This window comes from Brevundimonas sp. EAKA, from assembly GCF_000698025.1.
Taxonomy (GTDB): domain Bacteria; phylum Pseudomonadota; class Alphaproteobacteria; order Caulobacterales; family Caulobacteraceae; genus Brevundimonas; species Brevundimonas mediterranea_A.
Window position 1 is genome coordinate 1 of record NZ_JMQR01000016.1, and the last position, 18,698, is coordinate 18,698.

General features: G+C 68.2%; 9 protein-coding genes. 1 reads left to right on the forward strand and 8 read right to left on the reverse strand.

Translation table 11 applies throughout. The features are described 5' to 3' along the window. Nucleotides 1-36: 36 nt before the first annotated feature. Genes ER13_RS03935 through ER13_RS03955 form a run of 5 tightly spaced genes read right to left on the reverse strand, consistent with a single transcriptional unit; the run spans nt 37 to nt 10,434 of the window. On the reverse strand, nt 37-3,804 hold the full coding sequence (locus ER13_RS03935; RefSeq protein WP_155988077.1) for a hypothetical protein: 3,768 nt from the start codon (nt 3,802-3,804) through the stop codon (nt 37-39). A gap of 10 nt (nt 3,805-3,814) precedes the next feature. Then, on the reverse strand, nt 3,815-6,289 hold the full coding sequence (locus tag ER13_RS03940; RefSeq protein ID WP_035306778.1) for a VWA domain-containing protein: 2,475 nt from the start codon (nt 6,287-6,289) through the stop codon (nt 3,815-3,817). Between the two features lie 10 nt (nt 6,290-6,299). Continuing rightward, nucleotides 6,300-8,009, reverse strand: a complete 1,710-nt coding sequence (locus ER13_RS03945) for a hypothetical protein (protein WP_035306780.1) — start codon at nt 8,007-8,009, stop codon at nt 6,300-6,302. Beyond that, nucleotides 8,006-8,971 carry a DUF58 domain-containing protein gene (locus ER13_RS03950; protein ID WP_035306783.1) on the reverse strand — a complete coding sequence of 322 codons (966 nt, stop codon included), beginning with the start codon at nt 8,969-8,971 and terminating at the stop codon, nt 8,006-8,008. The genes ER13_RS03945 and ER13_RS03950 overlap by 4 nt, the downstream gene beginning before the upstream one ends. After that, complete coding sequence (locus tag ER13_RS03955; RefSeq protein WP_035306786.1) at nt 8,968-10,434, reverse strand: hypothetical protein; 1,467 nt, start codon at nt 10,432-10,434, stop codon at nt 8,968-8,970. The genes ER13_RS03950 and ER13_RS03955 overlap by 4 nt, the downstream gene beginning before the upstream one ends. 187 nt (nt 10,435-10,621) lie before the next feature. On the opposite strand from ER13_RS03955, the gene ER13_RS03960 reads away from it, so the two are divergent. Next, nucleotides 10,622-13,372: a pitrilysin family protein gene (locus ER13_RS03960; protein ID WP_035306788.1), complete on the forward strand. Its 2,751-nt coding sequence runs from the start codon at nt 10,622-10,624 to the stop codon at nt 13,370-13,372. Nucleotides 13,373-13,461: 89 nt separating this feature from the next. Here ER13_RS03960 and ER13_RS03965 read toward each other — a convergent pair whose 3' ends face one another. The 3 genes from ER13_RS03965 to ER13_RS03975 form a co-directional block, all read right to left on the reverse strand. Then, a complete protein-coding gene (locus ER13_RS03965; RefSeq protein ID WP_035306791.1) occupies nt 13,462-14,478 on the reverse strand; it encodes a MoxR family ATPase in 1,017 nt (338 codons plus the stop codon). Nucleotides 14,479-14,564: 86 nt separating this feature from the next. Continuing rightward, nucleotides 14,565-15,239 (reverse strand): response regulator transcription factor, encoded by a 675-nt coding sequence (locus tag ER13_RS03970; protein WP_008262845.1) that lies wholly within the window; start codon nt 15,237-15,239, stop codon nt 14,565-14,567. Nucleotides 15,240-15,360: 121 nt separating this feature from the next. Next, nucleotides 15,361-18,312 (reverse strand): TonB-dependent receptor, encoded by a 2,952-nt coding sequence (locus tag ER13_RS03975; protein ID WP_197019722.1) that lies wholly within the window; start codon nt 18,310-18,312, stop codon nt 15,361-15,363. Nucleotides 18,313-18,698: the final 386 nt, after the last annotated feature.

The following is an 18,698-nucleotide window of genomic DNA, read 5'->3' on the forward strand; positions in this document are numbered from 1 at the left end:
CCCCGAGGACTCCACCGGGGGGGGTCGTCGGCGGCGTCAGGTGTGTATAGGAGCCGGCCCCGCTGCTCGCCTCGCGCGGCAAGGCCCCGCCCCCGCCACCGGGAGCGGGTCATTGCCGCGCGAGACGAGCAGCGGGATCAGGACGTCATCGGACAACAGACGACGGCCGGCGGCGGCCTCCAGCTTCGCAAACCGTGCAGGATCGACGCGATAGACGTCATACAGCGCCAGGGCGTCGAACGAGGTGTCGGCCAGAGGCGCGAGTATGTCCTCACGCACGACCTCGGGACGCCCCAGGTCCGCCGCCTTGAGCAACAAGGACACCAGCATGGGCGGTTGATTCTGGGTCACGCCCTTTTCGCGTCCGGCCCGCCACGGAGCATCCGCCGAAATGGCCTGGTCGGCCAGGGCGCGAATACGCGCGCGGTCGCCGGTCTCGAAGGCCAGGGCGAGCGCGAGATCGAAGTCGGCGTTTGTCGCGGCTTGACGGCCCAGATCCACGATCGGCCAATCCTGGCCCGCCGCCGTCGTCAGGCCGGCGGCAGGCGCATGCACGTCGGCCAAAGCGCGTCGGGCCTCGGGGTCGTCGCGGAAAGGCGCCAGAAGGGCGTCTTGCGTCGTTTCCAGCTCATCGTCGTTCAGGAAGGTCGCAAGCCGCTGATTGATGGCGACCACAAGGGCCAGGCGCGGAAAGTCCGCCAGCCTGGTCGCCGGGGCGGCCCCGACGGTCTGCGACCTCTGCGCCGCGGACAGCGCCGTTTGACGCCAGAGCGCGATCCGCGCCTGGGTCTCGCCTTCGGGCCAGGTCAACAAGGCGCCCTCGATCAGGGTGGGGGCGTACTGCGCCGCATCGAGCGCCTTCAGGGCGTCGCTGGCCTGTTGCGTGGGCTGGCGCTGCACAAGGCTGTTTAGGCCCTTCCAATAGAGGGCGCTGGCCTCGGACGCCTGCCCCGACTGTTCCATCAGAACCGCCGTGTGCGCGATCAGATCAAGATCGTCCTGATCCTGCAGCAGGGCTACGCGGTAACGGGCCAAGGCCTCTCGCGTCATTCCGGCCTCGGCGTAGGCCTGGCCCCGCAAGGCGTCGACGTTCACCAGTCCGCCGATGTCGCCCATCAGCGCGAAGGCCCGCTCGGCGCCGGCGACATCGCCCGCCTTGAGCAAGGTCTGGGCGATATCCGAATAGACTTCCGGCGGATAGGGTTTGCGCATCGCCACCAGCCGGCGGCCGTAGATCGCCTTTCGGACGGGATCGCCCGCGCCGGTTTCGCTGGCGGAGGTCAGGCTGATCAGTTGGCGCAAAACCGCCGGCTTCTGGTCGCCCGCCACCGCGAGCGACGCCTGGAGCGCGCGCAGCTGCAGCTCCGGATCCCCGCGATCCTGGCCGATGTCGCCGACCAGGGACGACAGCCGCACATCATCCCCGTCCTGCAGAATACGCTCCAGGGCGGCGCGCCTCGCCCAGCCCAGCCTCGCCTGGGACAGATCGGCCGGAACCCCCACGCTGTTGGCGTCTCCGGCGGCCAGCACGTCCAGAAGCCCGTTCAAGGCGGCGACAAAGGCCGCGCCGCTCGGCGCCGTCTCGGCCTTGAACTGCAACAGACTGGCGGCCTCCGCGACCCGCCCTTCCGCTTTCAGCCCTCCAGCATATTCCAGCAAGGCATCGACATCCGTCGGGGCCAGGGCCAGAGCGCGTCGATGTTGGACAAGCGCTTCGGCGTTTCGATAGCCGGACGCATAGATGGAGGCCGCGAAACGCGCGGCCTCGACATCGTCGAGTTTTCCGGCCGCCCTCATCTGCGCCATCAGGGCGTCGACCCGGCGATTGCGATCCGCATCGCTTTCGGCCGGATCGGGGAAGCGAAGCACATTGATGATCAGGCGGCGCAGATAGGCGTCGGCGTTGGCCGGGTCGACCTGGGCCAACCGGGCCAGGCTCGCGTTAAGGCCGGCGTAGTTCCTGAGCCGGGCCTGGACGGCCGCCAGTTGCTCCAAGGTTCGCACTTCGCCCGAACGTGAACGCTCGGCATAGCGGCGCACCGCGCGTTGAGCGCCGGCGCCGTCCTGCTGCGCGATACGGATTTCGACCAGAAGACTGACTTCGCCCTGATCGGCCGCGCCCGAAGCGATCCGCGCCTCCAGTTCAGCGGCGATAGGCTCCAGCTGACCCGTCTGTTGCGCGGCGCGAATGATCTGCCGTTGCAGGAAGGCCTTGCGCGCCGGAAGCCGAGTTCCCGCCCAAAGGGCGCGCCAGCGGGTCAGCGCCTCCGCCGGCCGACCCGCAGCGAAGGCGAGATCTGCGATATGGGCCTGCTGGTCGTCGTCCAGGACCCCGCCGCTCGCCTGGACGCCCAGCAGGGTTTCGAGGGCCAGATCCTGCCGGCCCAGACGTTCGTAGTTTTCGGCGACGGTGACGAGGGTCGCCGTGTCGCCCTGCGCCGCCGCCGAAAGAGCGCGCAGGCCCGCCTCTGCATCCGCCTCCCGACCCTGGTCGATGGCGGTTTCGACCTCGAAACGCCGAATCGCGACAGCGACGGCGGGCGTCGAGGCTGCATCGCCCAATATCCGGGAGGCCTGGTCGCCCATCCCCATGGCGATCATCTTGCGCGCCGTCTCGATCTGCACGTCCGGCCTGGCGCGGTTGGCGACGGCCAGGCTGCGATAGACCGCCACCGCCTCATCCGACCTGCCCTGCTCGAGATAGAGGGCCGCCAGACCATCGGCCCAGCGCGGATCGGCCGGCTGAACACGGATCAGGCGCCGATATTCGGCCTCGACTTCCGTCGTTCGACCGGCGGCGCGAAGCACGCCCAGCAGTCGCTCGCGCAGCGCGGCGTCCCCGGCCTGTTGAACCATGGCCACGGCGTCGTCGTAACGCCGCAACTCCAGCAGGACGTCCAGCCGCGCCTGATCCACCTCCGGCCCGCGCGGCTTATGCGCCAGGAACGCCTCCGCGCCCGCCAGCTGATCGGCTGTCCGATAGGCCTCCACGACCAGGGCGAGGGCGTAGAGCCGATCTTCCGTCGTCGCGGCGGCCTCGACCGCGCGCCAGGCGGAGGATGCAGCCGCGTCCGGCGAACCCTGGCCGATAGCCCAATCCGCCAGCCGCACGGCGTCGCTGTAGCGCACGGCGGCGTCGTTTCGAGGACGATACAGGGCGGCGGCGTCACCCGGCCTCCCCAGGAGACCGAGCACGGCCGCCGCCCGGTTCGCCACGGCCGCATCACCCGAGCCGGCCAGTTGAGACAGGGCGTCGGGCCTTCGTCCCGTCACGCCGATGATCGCCAGGCGACGGTCCAGCAGGGCGCGCTCTTGCGCATCGTCCGACTGCGCCCGCGCGCGTTCGTACCAGACGGACGCCGCCCCGGCCTGATTCTGGATGTCGAGCAGCCGCCCGCGCAGCAGCATGGCGTCCGTCGTTCGGCAGCGGTCGAGGGCGGCGGAAACCGTGTCGGTCGCTGCATCGACATCGCCGTCGCGCCATTCCAGCACGGCTTTCAGAACGGCGACTCGACAGGCGCGATCGGGATCGGCCCCGGCCGACAGTTCGTCCAGCCGGCCATAGACGCCGCTCAGGTCGTCGGCGAGCACGGCCTGGGCGTACAGCCGATCCGCCGCAGCAAAGTCGAGACGCGCGCCGGACAGGACGGCGTCGATCAAGGCGCGTGCGCTGGCGTCGGTCCGTGTCGGCGTGTTCGAGACCTCGCCGTCAGGCGACGCCGCCTGCGCCGTCACGGACGGGGCGACCGACACGCCGAGGCTGAGGCCGAGCGCCAGAAACAGGGAGCGTGATCGCAAAGTCATGATCTCGATCTCAAACGGCCAGCCGCCGGGGCGGCCAGCGACGATAGACGATGTCGGCGACGTAAAGGACCAGGGCCAGCCAGCAGAGCCAGCCCCACAGGTCCAGAGCCGTCGCCGGAGATCGTCCCTGCGGAAGGGGGGCGGCGCCGGCGCGGGAGGGAGTCTCGATCACCACCCCGCCCGTCAGGCGGGCCAGTTGATCCAGGGGGAGTCCGTCGGCTTGAGAGGCCGGACGGTCCGCTTGCCCGCCCCCGAGCGCCGGCAGGGCCGCGCGGGTCACGCCGCGACCGTCGCGAACCTCGACCCGCACAGGCGCGTCCATCGACGCCGCGCCTTCGGCCGTGAACAGACCCGGCGCCCGTTCGACCGCCGTCAGGGCGGGCCCGGCCTGGCCGGCGGCGTTCAGCACCCGGATTTGCGGCGGACCGCCGGCGGCCCCGCGAATGCGCTGGGCCACGACCTTGACCCGGCCGCCGACGCGGCCGAGGCGCACGTCCCACTCGGGGCGCGGATCGGCCGTGCGGGCGACCAGCCGCTGCATCCAATCCCCGTAACCGGCCCAGTTGCGCCAGTTGGCTGTTCCCTCGCCGACCGGCTCTGTCATCAGCGCCGTCACCCGACCGGCGCCCCATTGCCAGGAGGCCAGAACCGGCTCGCCCGTCGCGGTGCGGATCAGGGTCTCGGCGAGCGGCTTGACGCCCGCCTGGGCATAACCGTCCAGCCGTCGGGGCGGCGCCGCCGCCAGATCGCCCCATCCGAAGGACGGCGCCGACGGGGCCAGGGCGAAGCCGCCGCGCTTGATCCCGGGCTGGGGCTTCTGCTGGGGCTGTTTGAGATTGATCTCCACCAGGCTGAACTCGTCGCCGACGACATAGAAGCGCCCACGACCGAGCCGGGCCCACTGCGCCATGCGGGCCTCGCCTTCGGTGCTGCCGCCGACCAGAACCGTGGAAACCGTCACCTGGTCGTCGGCGATATGGCGGATCAGCTGAGGATAGCGATCCGCCTCCACCCCGGCGTCCGAGATCACCAGGATATGGCGATAGCGGGCCTGGGTGTTCTGCAGCCCGTAATAGGCCTCCTGCAGGGCGCCGAAGAGATGTTCGCTGCCGCCCTGGGCCTGAACGCGACCGATGGCGCGCTCGACCTCCGGAATGTCCCGCGCCGGCTGCATCGGCGTGACCCATTGCCGCCCGCCGTAGAACTCGACCACGCCCACGCTGTCGGCCGGCGTCAGCTTGCGCACGGCCAGGCGCGCGACCTGTTTGCCCAGATCAAGCGGCGCGCCCAGCATCGAGCCCGAGGTGTCGATGACGATGGCCAGCGCCACGCTGGGATCCTCGGTCTGCTCTTCCTGACGAAGGGTCACCGGCAGAGCGGCGGCGAGCGGCGATCCGGCGTAGCCTCCGGCCGCAAAGGCGCTCTCTCCGCCGGACACCATCAGACCCAATCCGTTCGAACGAACCGCCTCCATCAATCGCCGCTGCGTCGGGGCCGCCAGCGCCGAGGCCGGCACGTCGTCCAGCAGGACGGCGCGATAGGCCGACAGATCGACGCCGGCCAGGTCCGCCGGCGCCCGGCCGTCGATGCGCAGGCCTTGACCCGCGAGCCGCTGAAGCACGCTCGCCCCTCCGGCCTGACGCCCGTTCACATAGAGGACGGCCAGCGGATCCTGCACGGCCGCCGCCGTGTCGAACCGGCTGACGACGGAGCCGCCTCGCGCCAGTTCGACACGGATGGGCATATAGCCAGGACGATTGACCGGGATCTCGACCGACACGGCGGCCGGGCCGTCCAGATCCAGGGGACCCGCGCCGCCGATGCGCCGATCACCGCTGAACACCGCCAGCGACAGATCCTGTCCCACCCCGTCCAGCCCTATTCGCGCCGAGACATGCTCGCCGGCGCGGGCCGTCGGTAGCGAGACGTCGGCGACGAAGGCCTCGTTCCGTCCGGCGCGGATCGGGACGGCGTCGATGACGACGCCACGCGCCACCAAGGCGTCGACCGCCCGCCCCCAGGCCCGGTCAGCGCCCAGGCCGTCTCCGATCACGGTGACTCGTCCCTCCGCCCCCAACGGAAAGGCGGCCAGCGCCAGATCGAGGGCGTGAGGCATGGCGGCGGCCTGACCGGCGTCCGGCAGGGTGATTCGCCGCGTCGCCTTCAGAGCCAGGGGGACGCCGCCGCGTTGGATGACCACCACGGGACCGTTCCGCTCCGCACGCGTCAGGACCGCCTTTGCGGCCGAGGCGGCCTGGGCGCGCGAGACAGGCGACAGAGCATCGCCCTGATCCACGATGATCACCGACGTCGGGCCGCCCCGACGCACGACCAGACTGGGTTGCGCCAGGGCCGCCACGAGCGCCAGGAAGACGGCGGTGCGAAGCGCGACCCGCACCCTGGCGGCCTTGCGCGCCCACCACAGGAAGCCGGGGATCAGGAGCAGGAGCCAGCCGGCTTCGGGATGAAGAAAGGTCAGGTGCACGACGCGGTCCTCAAGCCATCGCCCCGCGCTGCTGCAGTCGCCATTCGAGCAGCAACAGCAGGCCGGCGATCACGACGAGCAGGATGAAAAGAAGATCGACGGTCGGGCCTTGCACCGGGGCCACGCTGACGTCGGCCGGCACGGCTCGGGCGGCGTCCAGGGTCAGGGTGCGGTCGGTCAGGGAGACGGCCACACGCAGGTCGCCGATCCGGGCCTCGCCCGCCTGATCCAAGAACAGGTCGCCGTTCAATGCGCGGTCGGCGATCCGGCGGTCGGCCGCCAGACCATAGAGGTCCGACTGGTCGGTCAGATCGGTCCCGGCCTGGGCATACGGAATCCAGGGCGGCGTATCCGCCAACCAGGACAGGGTGCGCGACACAAAGACGGGGAATCCCGAAGCCGCCGGGAACCCGCCTCTCTCGTCGAACAGGGCCGACCAGACGGCCACGCCGCGCTGCTGGCCCGGACGGGTTTCCGCAGACACCTCGCGCCGGGTGGTGCGGGCCAGGGCCTGGGTCTCCACCGCCGATATCCCGAGGGACGCCAGGGCCGCAGACAGGTCCGGCTCGGCCTCGTCGGCGCCATAGGTGAACACGAAGGCGCTCTGCTCGCCGGCCTGGGTCACGACCAGGGCCGGCCGGTCCTCGCCGAACCGCTCGCCGGCCCGCCGAACCACGACCTGGGCGTCCTTCGGCGCGGTGACGGCGAAGGCGGGGTTGAGCCGAACGGCGCGGGCGACGGCGGCCGGCGCACCGGACGACAGGGCCACGCGCACAGGACGCCGGTCCGGCAGTCGCAGGCTGGCCTGATCGTCGGCGGGAAAGGCGTCGGATCGCGCCAGCCGCACGGCGAACAAGCCGCCGTCCGCGACCGCGTCCCGCACGATCAGTTTCCCGTCGGGACGGGCCAGGATATCAACCACGACATCGCGTCCGTCTCGGCTGAAGCGCAGAGCGTCTGCCGGCACGGGCCGGCCGTCGGCGCCGATCGCCTCTACGAGAATATCCGCACGCCCGGCGTCGCCCGAGGCCGCAGGCGAGGCGCCTAGGGCGACCACGCCGCGATTGTCGGGCGTCGGCCTGGCCAGATACCCATAGACAAGACGCTGACCGGCGGTGGACGTCACGTCCCGGGCGCCCGACCATGCGCCGTAATAGTGGACGACCGTGGGCCGCCCCGCCGCCGACACGCCCGCCAGCTCTTGATTGGCGACGGCGTGGGCGAAGCTCGAGGGCGCAAGGCGGGCGCGAACCCCGTCCAGGCGCCGGCTCAGCAAGGCCGGGTTTTCACCCGGCTGCAGGAGAGGCGCGGCGACGGGGCCGTCCAGATAGACGGTGCGACGGGCGGGATCGGTGTTTCGGACATCGGCCATCAAGGCGCGGCGCGCCTGGGCCAGGTCGTCGCGCCCCGTCAGGCCGGCGGAGGCGTCCAGATAAAAGATGTGATCGACGGCGTCCCGGCCCGGCGTGATCTCAGGTCGCGCGCCGGCCGCCCAGAGCAGCAGGCCGATCGCCAGGATCAGCAGATAGGCCAACCAGCGCTGGAACCGCTGGCGGAAGACGCGCAAGGGCGTGACCCTGGCGGCCTGCGCCCAGAGCCCCGCAGCGGCGATCCGCACGTGCTTCTGACGCGCCTTCAGAACCTGAAGCCCGAACAGGAGGGCGGCGAGGCAAACGGCGCCGGCGATGACGGCCCAGAGTGGAAGCGACAGGAAACTCACAGCTTGACCGCGCCATCGCCGAACAGCGCCGACAGTTGGTCACGCACCGGCTTGTCGGCGTCGATCTGCACGAGGCCCGCGCCGCGGGTCCGTGCGAACTCCGACAGGGCGTCGGTGAAGCGGCGGTAGGCGGCCTTGTAGCGCGCCATGAGGTCGGGCGTGATCGTGACCGAAGTCGGTTGGGCGTGTTCGCCGTCTTCCAGCAGGATGTCCCCGCTGAGGTCGGGATGGCGTTCGGGGTCCGCGTCGTAGGCCTTGACGATCTGCACCAGCAGAAGCCGATGCGGCAGTTGCTCCAGCCCTCGCACCACGGATTCTATGCCGGCCTCGTCGAAGAAGTCCGACACCACGATCACCAGACCCTGGCGCAGGCGAAGGCCGGCCAGGTGAGCCAGAGCCGCCGCCAGCCCGGTGCCCTGCAGCGCCGAATATCCCGCCAGGCTGTGCGCCACACGCGCCAGATTGCCCTTGCCCGAGACCGCGCGGAACTCGATTTCAAGCGTGTCGGAAAACGGAAACAGACCCACGGAGTCGTGCTGGTCCAAGGCCACGGCCGCCAGGGCCAGGGTCGCTTCCTGTGCGGCATGGATGCGGGGCGGCCGTTCGACGAACAGGCTGCGCGACCGGTCGACCAGGAAATAGACCGGCATGTCCTGGCTTTCCTCGAACACCCGCACGAACAGGCGGCCGAGACGGCGATAGACGTTCCAGTCGATGGCGCGCAGGTCGTCGCCCGCCACATAGGGTTTGAAATCGGCGAACTCCGCGCCCTGGCCGCGCGCGTTCGTCCTCTGCTCGGCCAGGCGGCCGCCCTTTTGGGCGCGCGAAATCCGCAGCGAAAAGGGTCGCAGCGCCGCCAGGAAGGTCGGATCGAACAGGGCCTCGAACGTCAACGGATCGGCCAGACCGGAAACGGCGGCAGGGGCGGCGGCGACGCGCGGACGGCGACGAAACAGCATCATCGACCGCCCCCGTTCCGCGCGTTGAAATAGTCGCGGGTCGCACGCTGTTCCTGAGCGCTGGCGGCCAGGGGCGCCGTCCGCGCCGCCTCGCCTCTCGCCATGCCACGATCCTGAGCCCGGACGCCGCTCGCCGGCAGAGGCTGCGGCGCCCCGTCCCGCGTGGTCGTGCGGATGCGGCCCGGGCTGGCCATCCCGCCAAGACGGTCCTGCATCGGCGTCGCCAGCATCAGGCTGGACACGCCGCGCCCCTTCTTCAGCCCCGTCTCGGGGCCGCTCTGACCGCCGTTCTCGCCCTGGCCTCCGCCCTGCTCGCGGCCGGACTGGTTCTGGTCTCCGCGACGACTGCGCCCCGGCTGCTGGCCCTCCCCGCTCTGGGATTGGCCGGAGCCGGAGTCCTGAGGCTGGGGCCGGGCGGCGGACGGGGCGTTCTGCCGGGCGCCGGAGGACTGACCGCCGGGCGCCTGGGACGCAGGGGCGTCAGTCTTGTCCTGAGCCATCGCCTCGCCGGGCGTTTGCTCGTCATCCTGCGGCTGTCTGGCGTCGCGATCCTGACCCGCCCCGCTGGACGAGGCGCTGTTGCCGGCCGCGCCCTGACCGCCACGCCCCCGGCCCTCTCCCTGGCCCGCAGCGGATTGGGACGGCGCGCCCGCGCGGGCGGCGGCGTCCTGTGCGGAGGCCGCGGCGCTGCGCGACGGCGAAAGGCGCGCCATCAACCTTTGGAAGGCGGCGGCCAATCCGGCGCCGGGCTTGTCCAGGCCCGGGCGCGTCGTCACCTCGACATCACGACCCGGCGCGGTCGGGGACGCAGCGCCTGCGATCGGCGTCGTGTTTTCGGAACGCGCCTCTGGCGCGGCGACGGCCGCCGATCGCGGCGATATCGCAGCCGCCGCCGGGTTCGCCGGTGCGGCCGCTTCGGGCCAGAACTGAGGAACGGCGAAGGCCGCCGCCAGGCAAAGAATCCCCGCAGCCGGCCATAGCCACAGCCGCGAGCGGCCCAACCTCAGCGCGCCGTCGTCGTCGCCCACGTCGCTGTCCTGCGCCCGCGCCACCCAGGGCGCAGCCTCCTGCAAGGCGGCGTCGTGGAAGGCCGTTCGGCGATCCAGTCGTTCGAACTCGTCGGACGTCTGCAGCCGGTCGTTCAGGCGCAACCGATGATCGAGCAGCGCAAGAGCGGCGGTCCGGGTGCGGCTGGTCGCTTGGCGAGCCCGCATATAGCCGAACGCCCCTGCCGCGAGGGGCGCGCCGACTGCGGCGATGAGGACGCCCGCAACAGTCGGGGCGACGAACGGCGCGGACAGGGCGAGAAGGAGCGGACCGGCCGCCGAGGCGGGAGCCGCCCAGGCCAGGGCCCGCCGCACCGCACGTCGGCGCGTCGTCGTCAAAAGGGCATGCCGTCCGCGCGTCTCGAGGCGATCGAGGCGACGACGCAACCCATCATCGACGCCCTGGATCATCCGTTCCATTTCGACCCGCGCAAACTCATCAGAACTGTCACATAGGACCGGTGGCTTGCACCAACCTTACAGTGTCCTCGTTTCATTGCCCCGCTATTTCGCCTTGCGTTCCAATAGAGAAGCTGAGCGCGTCAGGCTGGGGCAAGCTTCATGTGATTGGTGGGCGACAAGCGACATCGGCTTGTGAGGACCGACCTTGACGACCTTCGGAAAACCTATCGTCGGCGCCGTTCTGGCTGTCCTTCTGACCTGCGGCGCCTCGAACCTCGCTTTGGCGCAGGCAAGGCCGGAATTGGGCCAGGTCCGCATCCCCTACGAAACCTTCACCCTGCCCAACGGCCTGACGACCCTGGTCTATACCGACCACACCGTTCCCACGATCTTCGTCGGCGTCTGGTACAAGGTCGGGTCCAAGGACGAGCCTGTCGGCAAGACGGGCTTCGCCCATCTGTTCGAACACCTGATGTTCCAGCCGACGGTCAATCGGCCGACGGAGTACTTCCCCCCGCTGGAGGCCGTCGGCGCCACCGGCATCAACGGCAGCACCACCGCCGACTACACCAACTACTTCCAGACGGTGCCTGCCAACGCCCTCGACCGGGCGCTCTGGATGGAAGCCGATCGCATGGGCCACCTGACGGACGGCATGACCCAGGCCCTGCTCGACGAACAGCGGGCCGTGGTCAAGAACGAGAAGCGCCAGAATGAACTCGGCCCCGGCCGTTCGGCGGAAGCCCAGTTCCTGAAGGGCTATTATCCGGCCGGCCATCCCTATGGCCACACGACCATCGGCTCCATGGAGGACATCGACGCCGCGACCCTGGAGGACGTCAAGGCCTGGTTCGACGCCCACTACGGCGCATCGAACGCGGTGCTCGTCCTGTCCGGCGACATCGATGTCCAGACGGCGCGTGAGAAGACGGCCTTCTATTTCGGCGGCGTCCGCCAGGGCGAGCCGATCAGCCGCCCCGACCGCTGGACGCCCTCGTTTGCGGACATCCGACGCGACATCGTCTACGAGAACCTCCCGGCCGCCGTAATCTCCCGCACCTGGCCGTTGAACAACGGATCGCCACGCGACAACACGATGCTTCAACTCGCCGCCAAGGCGATGGCGCGGGGTCGAGGCACGCCGCTCCATGACGCGCTGGTCGAGAATCTCAAGATCGCCGACGGCGTGTCGGCCGGCGTCAGCGAGAGCCAGCTGACCAGCGCCTTCAATCTCTCGGTCGCCCTGAAGCCGGGCGTGACGCCCGAGGCCGCCAATGCGGCCATCGATCGCGAACTGGCGAAGTTTTTCCAGACCGGCCCTGACAGGGACCGCCTGGAAGAGATCGTCACGGCGAGCGACATCTCGCTGTTGCAGACGATGGAAAGCAGCGCCGCGATCGGCGCCTGGCTGGCCAGCGGCGCTGTCACCCACGACGACCCGGTCTATTTCCTGAAGCAGCGGGAATGGATCGGCGACGTCGACGCCAAGGCCGTGACGCAGTTGATCCAGGCCGCCCTGTCGCGCCCCTATTATGAACTCGTCCAGCTTCCCACGCCCGTTCCGGCCGCGGCGCCGACGGGCCTGGCGGACCCGACCCGCATGCCCGATCCCAGCCCCGCGGACGCGGCGATCGCCTTCCCCAGCGTCTCGGAAGCGGTTCTCGCCAACGGCTTGAAGATCGTCGTCGCCCATCGTCCCAATCTGCCCATCGTCAGCGCCAGCCTGCAGTTCTCGACCGGCTCTCTGGCGGAGGACGCCTATGGACGAGGCACGGCGAACCGCGCCTTCGCCATGCTGACCAGCGGCACGCGCCGCTACGACGCCGAACAGCTCAAGCGCCAGGCGACGAAGGCCGGCGTCAACATCGCCGCCGCCGCCCAGGCGCGTGAAAGCGCTGTGATGTGGACCATGCTGAGCAGCCGTCTCGACGACGGTTTCAGCTTCGCCTCGGAGGTGGTGCGCCATCCCACCTATCCCCAGGCGGAGATCGACAAGGCGCTGGAGCGGGTCGGGCCGCAGTTCGACGCCTATGAACGCAATCCCCTGCAGTCGGCCGGCCCCGTCTATGGGCGGGCGATCTGGGGCGAGGACCATCCTCTGGGGCGGATCGGCACGCGCGAGGACGCCAACGCCATATCGCGCGACGAGATCCAGGCCTTCCATGATCGCGAGATCGGGCCGAACAACGCCACCCTCTATCTGGTCGGCGACATCACGATCGACCAGGCCAAGGCCCTGGCCCAGGCCCACTTCGGCGACTGGCGCCGCGTCACGCCGACGCCTGTGAAAGAACGAGGGGCGGCGACCGCGACGCCGGGCCGCATCATTCTGGTGGACGCCCCCGGCGCGGCCCAGACCAGTCTGACGGTCGGCGAGCTCACGACCGCGTTCGACGCGGACCAGGCGGCCGCCGGCGATCTTGCGGATGGAATCCTGGGCGCAGCCTTCAACAGCCGCCTGAACATGAATCTGCGAGAAGAGAAGGGCTGGACCTATGGCTTCACCGGCGGCGTCACGGACACGCCGGTCGGCCCGCGCACCTTCACGGCGTCAGGCACGGTCGAGACTGACCGCACCGCCGACGCCATGAGGGAGGTCCGCAGAGAGATCGCCGACTATGTCGCCGACCGGCCCGCGACCCTCGAAGAGCTGGAGCGGGCCCGCACCTCGCGCATGCGGGCCCTGCCCTCGGCCTTCGCCGGCAACGCCGCCTTCCTCTCGGCGATCACAGGCGCCGCCGCCTATGGCCAGCCCTATGACCGCGCGGCCACGTCCGGCGCGCGGTTGGCGGCGGTGTCGCTGGATCAGGTTCAGGCCGTGTCGCGCACGACCTACGATCCGACGCGCCTGACCTGGGTGGTGGTGGGCGATCTCTCCAGGATCGAAGCCCCCGTCCGCGCGCTGAACTTCGGCCCTGTCGAGGTCTGGGACATCTACGGCCACAAGGTCCGCTAAGCGCGCGCCTGAAACAGAAAAAGGCGCCGCGGGCCATGCAGGATCCCGCGGCGCCCTCAAGCACCCTCGCAAACGGCCCAGATTGGGGACTAGTCCGTCGCGTAGGGCCGCTTCACATGGGCCAGAACGTCTCCCAGGAGATCGTCGGCCGAAAGGGCGTTGGCCTGGGCGTGGTAGTTCAGCACCAGGCGGTGGCGCAGCACCGGCATGACCACGGCCGCCACATCATTGGTCGAGACCGCGAAACGATCGTCCAGCAGGGCCTGGACCTTGGCGGCCAGCATCAGGCTTTGCACGCCGCGCGGCGAGGCGCCCAGCGCCACGCTGCGGTTGATGCTGTCCGGCGCATAGTCGCTGCCCGGCTGGGTCCCCATGACCAGACGAATGGCGTAGGCCTTGGCCGCCTCGGTCACCGGGACCTGCCGCACGACCGCGCGCATATGCTGCAGGGTCTCGGCGTTGGTGACGGCGTTCAGCACCACGTCGTGGCCGCTCGTCGTGCGGTCGATGATGGCGTGATAATCGGCCTCTGAAGGATAGCCGACCACCAGCTTGAACAGGAAACGGTCCAGCTGGGCCTCCGGCAGCGGATAGGTGCCTTCCTGGTCCACCGGGTTCTGGGTCGCCATGACGCAGAACGGTTCGGGCATCTTGATGGTGCGGCGGCCCACCGTCACCTGACGTTCCTGCATCACCTCCAGAAGCGCGGACTGGGTCTTGGGCGTCGCGCGGTTGATCTCGTCGGCCAGGACCAGGTTCGAGACGATCGGCCCCTGCTGGAAGGTCAGCTCATGGCCGCCGCCCTCGGCTTCGGTCAGAACGGTGGTGCCGACGATGTCGGCGGGCATCATGTCGGGCGTGAACTGGATACGCGAGAACGGCAGGTCGATGGCCCGACTGATCGAGGAGACCAGCATGGTCTTGCCCAATCCCGGCACGCCTTCGAGCAGGACGTGGCCGCCGGCCATCAGCGCCGTCAGCACGCCGTCGACGACGTCGGCCTGCCCCACGATCATCCGCCCGACCTCGGCGCGGATCTTGATGAAGGTTTCCTTGAACGCGGCCGCGCTCTGGCGGGCCAGTTCTACGTCGTCAGTCGAAACCATTGAAAATCCGCACACTTAGATTCAGTCAGACAGGGTATGACACATAAGGCTTGCACCAGTCTGGCAGGCTTTCGAATGACGCGGCGTCAGCCTTCGTCCGCCAGACAATAGCCCAGCCCCCTCACCGCGCGGATACGCACCCGGTCCGTGCGCCGCGCCAGATTGGTGCGCAGCCTTGAAATCTGCGACTCGAGCGAGTTGGCGTTGACGACCTTGTCGTAGCCGTAGACCCGCGCCTCCAGCGTCTCGCGCTGGATCACCGCGCCGGGTCGGGCCATGAGCGCCTCAAGCACCAGGGCCTCCGTTCGGCGCAACGTCAGCGGAGCCTCGTCGATGAAGAAGACGCCGCTCTCGAGATCATACAGCAGCGGTCCGAACTGACGGGTCTCGCGCCGAACCTCGAGAGAGCGGCGCAGGGCGATGCGGATTCGCGCCAGAAGCTCGCGGGGCTCGAACGGCTTGGCGATATAGTCGTCGGCGCCGGACTCCAGGCCTTCGACCCGATGGTCCGGCGTCGCCATGGCCGTGAGGATGATGTAGCGCTGACGCCGGTTGCGATGGGCGGAATAGGCGATCAGCGAGACGCCGTCGCCATCCGGCAGTCCCCGATCCAGCAAGACCAGATCGAATTCATTGGCGTCCACGGCGCTGCGCGCAATGGCCAGGGACGGCGCGACATCGACGACGAACCCCTGGCGTTCCAGGTAGATGACGAGGGTCTCGGCGACATCCGCATCGTCTTCGACCAACAACAGACGCATCAGAAACACCTCGCTGGATCGAAGGCGTCGACCCCGTGGGCAATGCCGCACGCTTCTCCTTTAGCGAACCTGACGGCATGGGCGCCAGCGTCGGGGCGCGTCGTGACGCGCCCCGACCCCTTCAGAACGAATACTGAAGTTCGAGGGAGAAGGTTCGACCCGCCGCATTGTAGCGCGCCGTATCGTATGGACGGCCCTGAACCACGACGAACGGCGGAGCTTCGTCCAGAATATTCCGGCCGGCGAAGTTCAGACGAATGTCGTTGTTGATCCGCCAGGCCGCCGTCAGATCCATGATCAGCATGTCATCGACCGGGATCAGACGGTTTTCATACATGTTGACGCCGGCCGACCGGAAGATCTCGTAGTCGTTGGTGTATTCAGGCGTGTAATAGGCCCAGAGAGACGCGTTGAAGTCGTGATAATACCAGCCGAGCGACCCGACCACCTTGTAGTCGTCCGGTCCCTGCAGAAGGCCCAAGGCGGACAGCGGCTCGCGGTCAGGGAAGGCCTGGCGTTCGGCCTTGATGTTGTCGAGCACATTGATCTTGGGTTCGAACGTCCCCCAGTTCGTGTTCCACAGATAACTCAGTTCGTAGTTGATCGACTCATACTCCGACCCGACGATGTTGAAGGTCATCTGGCGCGCCTCGATGATCTTTCCGTTGGCGTCGCGCGGATAGAATTGCGTCAGGCGAAGGATTTCATCCCGGCGCAGGAAAGTCTGGAGATCGTTCTGGTTCGCATATTCGCTGTCGATCTTGGTCGAATTGTACGCAACGTCGAACGTCAATCCGTCCAGCATCCCCTTCGGCCGCCACGTCAGGCCATAGGACACCTGGGTGGACTTCTGAGGTTCAAGGTCGGGGTTCGGCGCAACGACCCTCGGCACCACATAGGTCCCAGGCCGCGAACAGTCCGTCGTGCACTTGTACAGCGGATCGTCGGAGATGGTAGTCGTCGTGCGCTGCGTGCCGAGCGGATTGAACAGTTGGGTATAGGGCGGCGCCTGGAAACCTTCCGTCCAGCGCGCGCGCAGGGCCAGGCCCTCGAAAGGCTCCCAACGCAGGCCGACGGCCGGCGTGGTGTTGGCGAAGGTGTTGGAATCGTAGAGCAGTTCTCCGCCCATCGAATACGGAACGTTGTTCACCGTCCCGATCGGCCCTTCTGTCGTATAGCTGTCACGACGGGCGGCGAGGCTGAGCAGAAGCGACCGCGCACCAGTGTAGTTGAAGTTCTCGCCGAAGATCGGAACCCTCAACTCCGCGAAATAGGCATGTCGATCTCGGGTGACAGGATTGATGGTGCGAATCCGCACTTCCTTACTATCGGTGTCGTCAACCGTCATCTCGGCGCCGACCGCATAGAACAGCTTGCCGGCCGGCAGCGTCCACAGGACGCCGTTCATACGCGCTTCCCAGTTCTGGGTGCCAGACGCGCGCGCTTCCGTCACGGGGATATAGTAGAAGTCAGCGACGTTGGACCCGCCGCCGTCGGCGGTGGACTTCCATGGATTGAAGGCGAGAGTCGGATCGCTGCTGGTCAAGGCCAGGCACTGGCGATCAAACACGCCTTGAAGATAGTCACGGTCGGCGCCGGTGACGCGATTTTCCGCCAGATCGCGATTGTAGCACTTCACCCCGCTCGGCGAGGTCGCATCCGCTTTGAAATCCACGATCGAACCCAGGTTCGGGCTCTGACCGGAGGTGTCGGCCTCGGACCGCGAATAGAGGAGCTCGATCTTGGTGTCCGCGTTGAACTGGTAGCTCAGGCCAGCATTGATGTTCCACTGGGTCGCGGTGTTCGAAATCCGTCCAGCCGGCAGTTGTCCAGCCTCGACCTCCGCCTGAGGATTGTAGGCGACGATCGGCCCCGGCGTGAACCTGTCGAACGGATTGGCGGGGAATGGATTATAGGCCTGACCCGGCGCCAACTGAACCTCAAGCCCCTCCGCATAGAGGATGTCCTGCTCGCTCTTGGAGCGCGTGTAGAGCGCATCCCCGAAGAACGTCAGCTTGTCCGTGATCTTCTGCTCGAAGTTCAGCGTAGCGCTGGTGCTTTCCGACTCCGGTCCGGCGAACTCGGGCACGTAGTCGGGCAGGGCTTCCGCGCCGACAGTGATGAAGTCGTTCAAGCCGGGCCGGCCGACGAAGCCAGGTCGCACGGTCAGGCCTTGCGAAACGTACCCGCTTTCGAACGTCACCGGATCGAAGCGATAGAAGCTCCGATCGATCACGCCGGGCTGCAGCCCCCGACTGAAGGACCGCGTATCGAAGGCGGTATCTCCGCCATAATAGCTGGAGTAGTTTTCGGTGACGTATCCGCTCTTGTGGTTGTTGACCGGTTTGCGGCGACTGAAGTCCAGCGTTCCCGAGATGTTTCCCGATCCCCAGGAATAGCCGGAGAACAGGCTGATGCGGCTGTTGTCGGCGTCATTGCTCGACACCTCGTGCTGAACCGTCAGCGTCGATCCGACGAAGTCCTTGCGCAGGATGAAGTTGATGACGCCGCCGATGGCGTCAGCGCCGTAGACAGCCGAGGCCCCGCCGAACGAGATTTCCACGCGCTCGACGGCGCTGAGCGGAATGCCGTTCAGATTGGCGAACCCGTCCTCGATGCCGGCGGCGCCCGCGACCCGTCGACCATTGATCAGGATCAGGGTGTTGCCCGCACCCATGCCGCCCAGGTTCGCCGCCGACACGCCGAGCGAGCCGATCTGCGAGACACCGACCTGCCCCCGATTGGAAAGGGGGCCACGCGCCCGTTCGTTGGTGACGGCGCCGATGGTGGCGACGTTCTGCGGCAGTGTGCGGATCAACTGCTCGACGCTGGTCACGCCGCGCGCCTGAATCTCCTCCTTGGAGATGACGATGACGCGCGAGGTCGGATCCCCGCTCCCCAGTCGGCTGCCCGTCACCTCGACCGAGTCCACGACGGCGGCCTCGCCGGCGGTGTCGATGGCGGCCTGCTCGGCGCGCGCGCGTTCCTCATCCGTCTTTTGCGGCGCCGCCGATTGCGCCCAGGCGCCGCCGGCCGATGCACAGAGCATCAAAGCCAACATCGAAGTGCTCATCGTCCTTGTCATAAGTCTCTCCCCCTGCCGGCTATGCCGGCGCAATTTCCACCTCCGTTGCACGGTGAAAGGAATGACGCGGTGTTCAGTGACCGGCAGAAATTCCGCAGCACGTTGCAACACCGTCATGGTTACGTCGCCAAGCTTGCACCAAACTGGCAGCACCAACGGCGTTCTGCTGAATTCGCCGATTTCAACACCCGCAAGCAATAATATTGCCCGGAGTGACGACGGAGACACAGCTCGTGCATGATCGAGCACAGGATCGACCCATACCGGCAATCCCTTCCTTCCGACAGGGCAATGGGAACACCACGGGCGGGCGGATTTCCTACGCCCGTTCCGACGGAGGCGCTGTGTCCGTTGGAGGCTGGACGGGTCTTCAG